The organism is Stutzerimonas degradans (assembly GCF_024448505.1).
Classification (GTDB): Bacteria; Pseudomonadota; Gammaproteobacteria; order Pseudomonadales; family Pseudomonadaceae; genus Stutzerimonas; species Stutzerimonas degradans.
Map to the genome: position 1 here is coordinate 183,828 of NZ_JAMOHV010000008.1, position 8,940 is coordinate 192,767.

Genomic DNA, 8,940 nt, shown 5'->3' on the forward strand with positions numbered 1-8,940 from the left:
GTCGCCAGGCGACGGACCAGTCAGCTCGGATGGGGAATCAGGCGCACGGGGGACGCCAGACGTCGGCGCCGTTACGCGGAGGAATGAAGTCGGGAAGGTAGACGATCAGCCGGGATGACGGCGCATCGACGTCCGCCCTGGGGACGGCGAACTGCAACAGGCAGCCGGTCTTGCACTGATGGCCGCTCTTGCACTGCGGATTGCCATCGTGCCCGTGGTCGCCATGCTGGTCGGCGTGGAGGTCCGCAGCATGCTGCATGGCGCCATGTTGCGTGTCTGCCGGCTGCATCGTGCAGGGCTGTGTCATGCGCTCAGCCGCGACCAGCCCGTCGACGGGAAGCATGAGGCTGATCAGCAGTAGCAGGCACAGCGACAGACAGGTTTTCATGGCGGCCAGTGTAGTGGCGGACGGGCTAACAAGAACTTGATCGAGATCGGCTTCAGGCACCGTCCGCAGTCGGTCGTTCGCCGAGCAGGTGGCTGAGTACGGAGCGCATCTTGCCGGCCTTGACGGGCTTGTTCAACACCGGCACGCCAAGCCCCTGCAGCTGTTTGCGGCACTCGTCGCTGCGGTCGGCGGTAATCATCACCAGCGGAATCGCCGCATTGAAGTGCAGCCGCAGCGCCTGCACCACTTCCCAGCCGGTGACTCCGAGGTCCAGGTGGTAGTCGGCCAGGATCAGCTCCGGTGCACGCCCTTGCAGCACTTCCAGCGCGCTGGCCTCGTCGGTCGCCGTGAGCGCTTCGCAGCCCCACTGAGTGAGCAACGCAGCCATGCTGTGGAGGATGCTGAGCTCGTTGTCGAGCACAAGCAGGCGCCGCCCTGGCAGCGGGTTGCCCAGCTGCGGCAGGCCGGCCAACACCTCGCTCGTGCGCGCCGGCAACGCCTCGGCCAGCGGTACCTCGATGCTGAAGACCGAGCCGCGCCCCGGCTGCGAACGCACCTGGATGCGGTAGTCGAGCATCTTGGCGATACGATCGACGATCGCCAGACCCAGACCGACGCCGCGCCGCTCAGCGGCACGCTCGACGTTGAGCTGGTTGAATTCGAGGAAGACCGACTGTATCTGCTCGGCGGGAATGCCACGCCCGGTGTCCCAGACCTCGATGCGCAGCGCGGTGCCGCGCTTGCGTGCACCGAGCAACACCCGGCCGCGTTCGGTGTAGCGGCAGGCGTTGCTGAGGAAGTTGCGCAGGATGCGGGTCAGCAGGCGGAAATCGCTCTGGATCGCGTATGCAGGAATGAAATGCACCAGTTGCAGGCCAGCCGCCGCGGCGACCGGCTGGAACTCGGACACCAGCGGCAACAGCACTTCGTCCAGGCGATAGGTGTCGATATCCGGCTTGATCGCGCTCTGATCGAGCTTGGAAATATCCAGCAGATCGGTGAGCAGGTCTTCGGCACCTTCCAGCGCCTGATGCGCGCGTTCGACGAGGTTAAGTTCCTCGCCGGGCAGCTTGCGCTCGCGCAGGGTCGAAATCAGCAGGCGCGCGGCATTCAGCGGTTGCAGCAGGTCGTGGCTGGCGGCGGCCAGATATTTGTCCTTGCTCAGGTTGGCCGCCTCAGCGGCGTCGCGCGCATCGCGCAGCTCGCAGGTACGCTCGGCGACGCGCTGTTCGAGCTGCTCGTTGAGCTGCAACAGGCGCAGCTGGGCAAGTTTGCGCTCGGTAATGTCGGCGACGAAGCCTTCCACCAGGCCATCTTCGTCGGGCTTGAGCAGCAGGTTCATGAGCACGTAGATGGCGCTGCCATCCCGACGCCGCAATCGCGTTTCATAGCCGAACAGACCGTGCTGCTGGCTCAGCGTGTAGCGAATCTGCCGCAGCTCATCCTCGCCACCGATGAACAGGTGATGCGAAAGATCGGTCAGCGCCCACAGCGCTTCTTCCGGGGTCTCGTACCCCAGCATCCGCGCCAGCGCCGGGTTCGCCGCGCGAATGCCCTCCTGCAGGCTGGCCTGGAAAATGCCATGCACAGCGTGCTCGAACAGCCATTTGTAGCGATTGCGCTCGGCCTCCAGCTCTTCCAGGCGCGCAAGCAGCTCGGGGTAATGGCTCTTGCGCGCCGAATGGCTGCCAAAGCCGAGCAGCTGGGTCAGCGCCCGCTGCTGCTCGTCAGAGGGCTTCGGCATAGACGACCTCGACGTCCCTCTGCGTCGACGAGCGCGGATTGGTGAGGATGCACGGGTCCTGCATCGCATGGTGGGAAAGGAACGGAATATCGGTCAGCCGCACGCCGTGCAGCCCCAGGCTTTCGTTGAAGCCGATCGCCTGCTTGAGGCTGATCAGGTGGGTGACCAGTCGCTCGCGTACCTGCCGGTGGTTCAGGCCACGGGTGTCGATGCCCAGCGTCTGCGCGACCACCTTGAAGCGGTCCGGCGCGGCGTCGTAGTTGAACGCAACCACATGCTCGACCAGCACCGCGTTGCACAGGCCATGCGGCAGGTCGAGATAGCCGCCGAGGCTGTGCGACATGGCATGCACTGCGCCGAGGATCGCGTTGGAGAACGCCAGGCCCGCCTGCATGCTGCCGAGCATGATCTGCTCGCGCAGTGCCAGGTCGGCCGGGTTGCTGATCATCTGCACCAGATTGCCGTTGATCAGGCGCATCGCCTCCAGCGCGTGCGGGTCGGTCAGCGGGCCGTGGCCAGTGGAGACGAATGCCTCGATGGCATGCACCAGCGCGTCGATGCCAGTACAGGCGGAGAGGAACGGGTCCATGCTCAGGGTGGTTTCCGGGTCGATCAGCGAGACGTCCGGCACGGCCGCCTTGCTGACAATGGAAAACTTCATCCGCTCGTCCTGATTGGAGATGATCACGAACTGCGAGACGTCCGCCGAAGTGCCGGCAGTGGTCGGAATCAGGATCAGCGGCGGACTGGGAATCCGCAGGGTGTCCACGCCTTCGAACTCGACGATGTGGCGGCCGTGAGCGACCACGATGCCGATGCCCTTGGCGCAATCCATCGGGCTGCCGCCACCGACGGCGACGATCACGTTGCAGCCCTGGTTGCGGTAGGCCTCGGCGCCGAGCATTACCTCCTCGCAACGGGGATTCGGCGATACCTCGGTGAACAGGTGGTGCTCGATGCCCTGGCGCTCCAGGCTGGCCTGCACGTCGGCCACCCAACCCGCAGCGACCACGCCGGGGTCGGACACCAGCAACACCTTACGCGCGCCGAAGTTGCTCGCGCAGGTGCCGACGCTGTGCCGACAGCCGGCGCCGAAGACGATTTCAGGGGATACGAATTTACGCTGAAGGCTGATATTCGGGCTCATGACTGCGGCCTTTTTATTTTTTGTTACAACGGCGCAAGCCTACTGCATTACCCAGCTAAAGCAATCCACCGAAAGACGACCGACCGTCGCCGGCCCGTGCCTCACAGCAGCCGCTGGTAAAAGCGCCATTCACCAGTCAACGCGTCAGCCAAATGGCGCGCCTGGCGGAAGCCGTGCCGCTCCTCGGGATAGAGCCGGTACTCGACCGGAACGCCGCGTGCGCGCAGCGCCGCGACCATCGACTCGGTCTGACCAGGCAGCACCACGGCATCGCGACCGCCCTGGAAGAAGATCACCGGCGCCTCGATCCGCCCGGCATTGTGCAGTGGCGCGCGCTGCTGGAAGCGCTGCGGCACCAGGCACGGATCGCCGATCAGCCAGTCCAGGTAGTCGCCCTCGAACTTGTGGGTGCCGCGCCGCAGCGCCAGGGGGTCGCTGACGCCATACAGGCTGGCGCCGCCGCGCCAGCGCGAATCGGCGGCCAGGGCGCAGAGCGCGGTGTAGCCGCCAGCGCTTGACCCGCGGATGAAGGCCCGCGTGGCGTCGATCCAGCCGCGCTCGGCCAGCGCATCGACCACCCGGCAGGCATCCTCGACATCCAAGACGCCCCACTGCTCGCGCAGCCGCATCCGGTAGGCGCGACCGAAGCCGCTGCTGCCGCGATAGTTGACGTCGACCACGGCAAAACCGCGCTGCGTCCAGAACTGGATACGCGGATCGAAGACCGGATAACACGCCGACGTCGGCCCACCGTGGACGAATACCAGCAGCGGCGGTCGTGCACCGTCCGGGCCATCGCAGTGCGCGTTGCACGGGGGGTAAAAGAACACATGTGCGCGTTCGCCTGCCTCGACTCCGGTCGTAAAGTACAGGCTCTGCGGACGTGCAAGCTCATCGTCCGGCAGTGGTCGTGCGCCGCCTGCGAGTATCCGCACGCTGCCGCTGTCGCGCGCAATCGCCAGCACTGCCGGGGTGTGCGCGGGCGAGCCGGCGATGCAGTAGAAGTGGTGATCGTCGGCGGCCAGCTGGCGGCAGCGCGAGAATTCATTGGCCAGTTGCTGCGCCCTGCCCGTCTCGGCGTATTCGAATAACAGGCCCTGACCATCGCTCATGCGGGTCAGCAGCATGCCGCCGGTAGCCAGCGGCAGGTAACTGCAGGTCGCCAGTTCCCAGGGTGCTGGCGCGCAGTCGGTATCCGACGCCATATCTAGTTCGAGCGGCTGCAAGCGCCCCGCCTGCTCGCGCCAGGGCTGCCAACCACCTGCACGGTCGGACAGGCAATACAGCTCGCCGGCGGCGCAGAAGCGCGGTTGCTGCAACGCTTCGTCACCCGCAGCCCCAGCCATGCAATGGGGCGCGCCCCAGACGCCGTCGGCGCCGCACTCGGCGAGCCAAAGGCTGGTGGACGTCCAGGGCTGTTCGGGGCGGCTCCACTCGATCCAGGCCAGGCGGTCGCCCTGGCTGCTCGTCACCGGTGAGGCGTAGAAGTCCGCGCCCTCGGCAACGACCCGGCGCACGCCATCGGCCAGAGCGATGCTGACGATGCGGTGCCGCACGGGCTGTTGTGTGTGGTCCTCCTCCACCGCAAGGATCGCCGCGCCGCGGCTATCGAAGTGCAGCGCGCCGTAGCGACAGTTGTCGTCGGCGGTCAGGGGAGTTGGCGGGCTGATACCGCCATCCGCTGTCAAGCTCTGCAGGTGAATCTGCTGGTCGGCTTCGTTGACGAAGGCTATGCCCTGCGCGGTCAGGCAGAAGGCGCCGCCGCCGTATTCATAGACCCGGCTGCGCAGCGAGTAGCCGACCGGCGTCAGGCAGCGCGCGCCGCCGTCGCGCCAGTACCACAGGCTGCAGCGCGCCTCGCCGGGGTCGTAGGCGATCCAGAACAGCCCGCCATGCCCGGCGCGTAGCTCGGTGAAATCACCGCAGGCCGCGGCGGCGCTTTCGGCGCTCCAGCCGCTGGGCCAGAAGCCATAAGGAACCGTCGCACGCTCACTCATGGGCGCTACATCTTGCAGATCAGTTTCGAGGCCTTCTCATTGCGATGCTGCAGCTGGTCGAGCCCCAGCGCCGCATGTTCGGCCTGCTCGCGCGCGGCGAGAATCTTGCCGTGCTGTGGCGACTTGCTGCACACCGGGTCGGCATTGGCGGCATCGCCGGTGAGCATGAAGGCCTGGCAGCGGCAGCCGCCGAAGTCCTTTTCCTTCTCATCGCAGCTGCGGCAAGGCTCGGGCATCCAGTCGTAGCCGCGGAACTTGTTGAAGCCGAACGAGTGCCGCCAGATGTACTCGATGCTGTGCTCGCGCACGTTGGGAAACTCCACCGGCAGCTGCCGCGCGCTGTGGCAAGGCAGCGCGGTGCCATCCGGGGTGATGTCGAGGAACAGGTTGCCCCAGCCGTTCATGCAGGCCTTGGGGCGCTCCTCGTAATAATCCGGGGTGACGAAGATCAGCTTGCACGGGTGGTTTTCCGCGGCCAGCTTGTCGCGCCATTCATTGGTGATGCGCTCGGCGCGTACCAGCTGCTCCTTGCTCGGCAACAGGCCGGCGCGGTTCAGCTCGGCCCAGCCGTAAAACTGGCAGGTGGCGAGTTCGACGAAATCGGCTTCCAATTCGATGCACAGGCGGATGATTTGGTCGATGTTGTCAATGTTGTGCCGGTGAGTGACGAAGTTAAGCACCATCGGGTAGCCATGCTTCTTCACCGCGCGGGCCATTTCCAGCTTATGGGCGAAGGCCTTCTTCGAGCCGGCGAGCAGGTTGTTCACCTCCTCGTCGGCGGCCTGGAAGCTGATCTGGATGTGATCGAGCCCGGCCTCGGCAAAGCTGGCGATCTTCTCTTCCGTCAGGCCGATGCCCGAGGTAATCAGGTTGGTGTAGTAGCCCAGCTTGCGCGCCGCGCCGATCAGTTCGGCCAGATCCTCGCGGACCAGCGGCTCGCCGCCGGAAAATCCCAGCTGTGCGGCGCCCATCTCGCGGGCCTGACGAAACACCTCGATCCATTCCGCAGTGCTGAGCTCCTCGTGACTGCGGGCGAAATCCAGCGGGTTGGAGCAGTACGGGCACTGCAGCGGGCAGCGATAGGTCAGCTCGGCGAGCAGCCAGAGCGGCGGACCGGGTTCAAAGCCGGGTTTAGCGAAGCTCGATCCAGAACCGTTCAACGGCCACCTCCAGGAACGCCAGGATGTCTTCGGCGATACCTTCCGCCGCCGGAAAACTCACCTGCAGGTCCGCGACGATGCCGCCCACCGTGCGCGCGCCGTCCACGCGCTTGAGAATCTCGCTGGCGCTGTCGTTGAGCTTGATCATGCCCTCGGGATAGAGCAGCACATGGCACTGTTGCGCCGGCTCGAACTGAAAGCGAAAGCCGCGGCGCAGGGCCGGAATCTTGAGCAGGATGTTTTCGCTCATCGTCATTCTCCGTAGGGGTGGGAAGCCCGCACAGTGCTTCCCACCACTGTTCACTACGGTGGAAAAGCCCCGTGGCCATTTTCCACCCTACGCAGCCGATCCGCGACTTACAGCGCAATGCCCTTGTGCCAGACTCGCTCGGCGGTCACCGTGTGGTACGGCGGACGATCCAGCTCGTAGGCCATGCTCATGGCGTCCAGCATGCTCCAGAGCACGTCGAGCTTGAACTGCAGGATGTTCAGCATGCGCTCCTGGGCTTCACGGGTGCGGTAGTGTTCCAGGGTGATGCGCAGGCCATGTTCGACGTCGCGGCGCGCCTCCTTCAGGCGCTTGCGGAAATAGTCGTAGCCGGACGCATCGATCCACGGGTAATGCTGCGGCCAAGCATCCAGTCGCGACTGGTGGATGGTCGGCGCGAACAGTTCGGTCAGCGAGCTGCTGGCCGCTTCCTGCCAACTGGCGCGACGGGCGAAGTTGACGTAAGCATCCACCGCGAAGCGCACGCCGGGCAGCACCAGCTCCTGCGACAGCACCTGCTCACGATCCAGCCCCACGGCTTCAGCCAGCCGCAGCCAGGCCTCGATGCCGCCCTCTTCGCCGGGCCGACCGTCGTGGTCGATGATGCGCTGAATCCACTCGCGGCGGGTGTCGCGGTCCGGGCAGTTGGCCATGATCGCCGCATCCTTCACCGGAATGCAGACCTGATAGTAGAAACGATTGGCGACCCAGCCCTGAATCTGTTCGCGCGTGGCCTGGCCGGCATACATCGCCCGGTGGAACGGATGATGGATGTGGTAGTACTCGCCCTTGGCGCGCAGCGCCTGTTCGAATTCGGCGGGGCTCATGGCTGGCAGGGTCATAACGGTATTCCTTTTCTTATCGTTCTGTTCGGTATTCGGAGCGCGGTGCGTGCGCGGCTACAGTTCGATGCTCATGCCATCGAACGCCACCTCAATGCCGTGTTCGCCGAGAATTTCCCGCTCGGCGGAGTCTTCGTCGAGAATCGGGTTGGTGTTGTTGATATGGATGAGCACCTTGCGTGCCGCCGGCAACCCGTCGAGCACCTCTATCATGCCGCCCGGGCCGCTCTGTGGCAGGTGCCCCATCTCGGTTCCGAGCTTATCGCCGACCTCGCGCACGCGCATTTCGTCGTCACGCCAGAGCGTGCCATCCACCAGCAGGCAGTCGGCGCGGCGCATGATTGCCAGCAGCCCATCGCTGATCTGCCCCAGCCCCGGCGCATAGAACAGTGTGCCGCCGCTGCGCCGATCCTCGATCAACAGGCCGATGTTGTCGCCCGGATGCGGATCGTTGCGATGCGGCGAATACGGTGGCGCTGAGCTGCGCAGCGGAACCGGCGTGATCAGCAGGTTCGGGCACGCCGGAATGACGAAGCTGCCCTGCAGTTCGATACGATTCCACTTCAGTCCGCCATTCCAGTGCTCCAGCATGTTGAACAGCGGAAAGCCGCTGGTCAGGTCCTGGTGGACCATTTCGGTACACCAGACCTCATGCGGGCAGCCTTCGCGCAGCGTCAGCAGCCCGGTGGTGTGGTCGATCTGGCTGTCGAGCAGGACGATTGCGGCGATGGCGGTATCACGCGGTTTGCGCGCGGGCTGCAGTTTGGGAAAGCCTTCCAGCTGGGCGCGGATGTCCGGCGAGGCGTTGCACAACACCCACTCGACGCCGTCCTCGCTGATGGCGATAGACGACTGGGTGCGCGACTGGGCCCGCAACGTGCCGGCACGCAAACCGGCGCAGTTGGCGCAGTTGCAGTTCCACTGCGGAAAACCACCGCCCGCAGCGGATCCGAGAACCTGGATGAACATGGGCTACCCCTGAAAGCGAAGCCCCGGCCGGAGCCGGGGCGGAAACGATCAACGATTGGCGAAATACATCGTCACTTCAAAACCAATACGCAGATCGGTGTATTCGGGTTTGGTCCACATGGCTCGATCCTCTTCTTATACGTGGCGCCGGAAATGCCCGGCACCCTCATTAAGCACCCAGTCCGCCACCGGCAGAATGGTACTTTGGAAGTAGATTTCAACCTGCCTTCGTAGTGCCCCGGAACACGCGGCCTGCCGACGAACGCTGCTTCTGCCGCGCATAAAAAAACGCGGCTGAAAAGCCGCGTTGCGAACGAGTCACCCGGGTGACATGAGGGAGAAACTCCCGGAAAGACCCTGCACCCTAAGGTGCCAGCAAAGAAACCGGCGCGGCGGGAGCGCGCTGCGCCGGAGCCCATCCAATC

The 8,940-nt window shown here is 65.0% G+C and carries 9 protein-coding genes; all 9 read right to left on the reverse strand.

Going from position 1 to position 8,940, the window contains the following annotated elements; translation table 11 throughout:
• Nucleotides 1–37: 37 nt before the first annotated feature.
• The 9 genes from NAV27_RS12540 to pqqA all read right to left on the reverse strand — a co-directional run bounded on the left by NAV27_RS12540 (nucleotide 38) and on the right by pqqA (nucleotide 8,635).
• Nucleotides 38–448 carry a hypothetical protein gene (locus NAV27_RS12540; RefSeq protein WP_232249121.1) on the reverse strand — a complete coding sequence of 137 codons (411 nt, stop codon included), beginning with the start codon at nucleotides 446–448 and terminating at the stop codon, nucleotides 38–40.
• Nucleotides 441–2,132, reverse strand: coding sequence for a hybrid sensor histidine kinase/response regulator (locus NAV27_RS12545; protein ID WP_102828414.1), 1,692 nt, complete (start codon nucleotides 2,130–2,132; stop codon nucleotides 441–443). The genes NAV27_RS12540 and NAV27_RS12545 overlap by 8 nt, the downstream gene beginning before the upstream one ends.
• Nucleotides 2,116–3,279, reverse strand: coding sequence for an alcohol dehydrogenase-like regulatory protein ErcA (gene ercA, locus NAV27_RS12550; RefSeq protein ID WP_008567771.1), 1,164 nt, complete (start codon nucleotides 3,277–3,279; stop codon nucleotides 2,116–2,118). Before ercA ends, NAV27_RS12545 begins: the two co-directional genes overlap by 17 nt.
• Before the next feature lie 101 nt (nucleotides 3,280–3,380).
• Nucleotides 3,381–5,276, reverse strand: a complete 1,896-nt coding sequence (locus NAV27_RS12555) for an alpha/beta hydrolase family protein (protein ID WP_102828413.1) — start codon at nucleotides 5,274–5,276, stop codon at nucleotides 3,381–3,383.
• A gap of 5 nt (nucleotides 5,277–5,281) precedes the next feature.
• Entirely contained in the window at nucleotides 5,282–6,436 is a 1,155-nt protein-coding gene (gene pqqE / locus NAV27_RS12560) for a pyrroloquinoline quinone biosynthesis protein PqqE (protein ID WP_102828412.1), read from the reverse strand.
• Nucleotides 6,408–6,686 (reverse strand): pyrroloquinoline quinone biosynthesis peptide chaperone PqqD, encoded by a 279-nt coding sequence (pqqD, locus tag NAV27_RS12565; RefSeq protein WP_003291117.1) that lies wholly within the window; start codon nucleotides 6,684–6,686, stop codon nucleotides 6,408–6,410. Before pqqD ends, pqqE begins: the two co-directional genes overlap by 29 nt.
• A gap of 107 nt (nucleotides 6,687–6,793) precedes the next feature.
• A complete protein-coding gene (gene pqqC / locus NAV27_RS12570) occupies nucleotides 6,794–7,546 on the reverse strand; it encodes a pyrroloquinoline-quinone synthase PqqC (RefSeq protein ID WP_003291119.1) in 753 nt (250 codons plus the stop codon).
• Between the two features lie 57 nt (nucleotides 7,547–7,603).
• On the reverse strand, nucleotides 7,604–8,515 hold the full coding sequence (gene pqqB / locus NAV27_RS12575; protein WP_043295529.1) for a pyrroloquinoline quinone biosynthesis protein PqqB: 912 nt from the start codon (nucleotides 8,513–8,515) through the stop codon (nucleotides 7,604–7,606).
• Nucleotides 8,516–8,563: 48 nt separating this feature from the next.
• Entirely contained in the window at nucleotides 8,564–8,635 is a 72-nt protein-coding gene (gene pqqA, locus NAV27_RS12580) for a pyrroloquinoline quinone precursor peptide PqqA (protein WP_003291121.1), read from the reverse strand.
• Nucleotides 8,636–8,940: the final 305 nt, after the last annotated feature.

Bases quoted from the DNA above. Each gene is read 5' to 3' on its own strand.
- NAV27_RS12555 (WP_102828413.1), bottom strand. From the start codon at position 5,276: ATGAGTGAGCGTGCGACGGTTCCTTATGGCTTCTGGCCCAGCGGCTGG.
- ercA (WP_008567771.1), bottom strand. From the start codon at position 3,279: ATGAGCCCGAATATCAGCCTTCAGCGTAAATTCGTATCCCCTGAAATC.
- pqqB (WP_043295529.1), bottom strand. From the start codon at position 8,515: ATGTTCATCCAGGTTCTCGGATCCGCTGCGGGCGGTGGTTTTCCGCAG.
- NAV27_RS12545 (WP_102828414.1), bottom strand. From the start codon at position 2,132: ATGCCGAAGCCCTCTGACGAGCAGCAGCGGGCGCTGACCCAGCTGCTC.
- pqqC (WP_003291119.1), bottom strand. From the start codon at position 7,546: ATGACCCTGCCAGCCATGAGCCCCGCCGAATTCGAACAGGCGCTGCGC.
- pqqD (WP_003291117.1), bottom strand. From the start codon at position 6,686: ATGAGCGAAAACATCCTGCTCAAGATTCCGGCCCTGCGCCGCGGCTTT.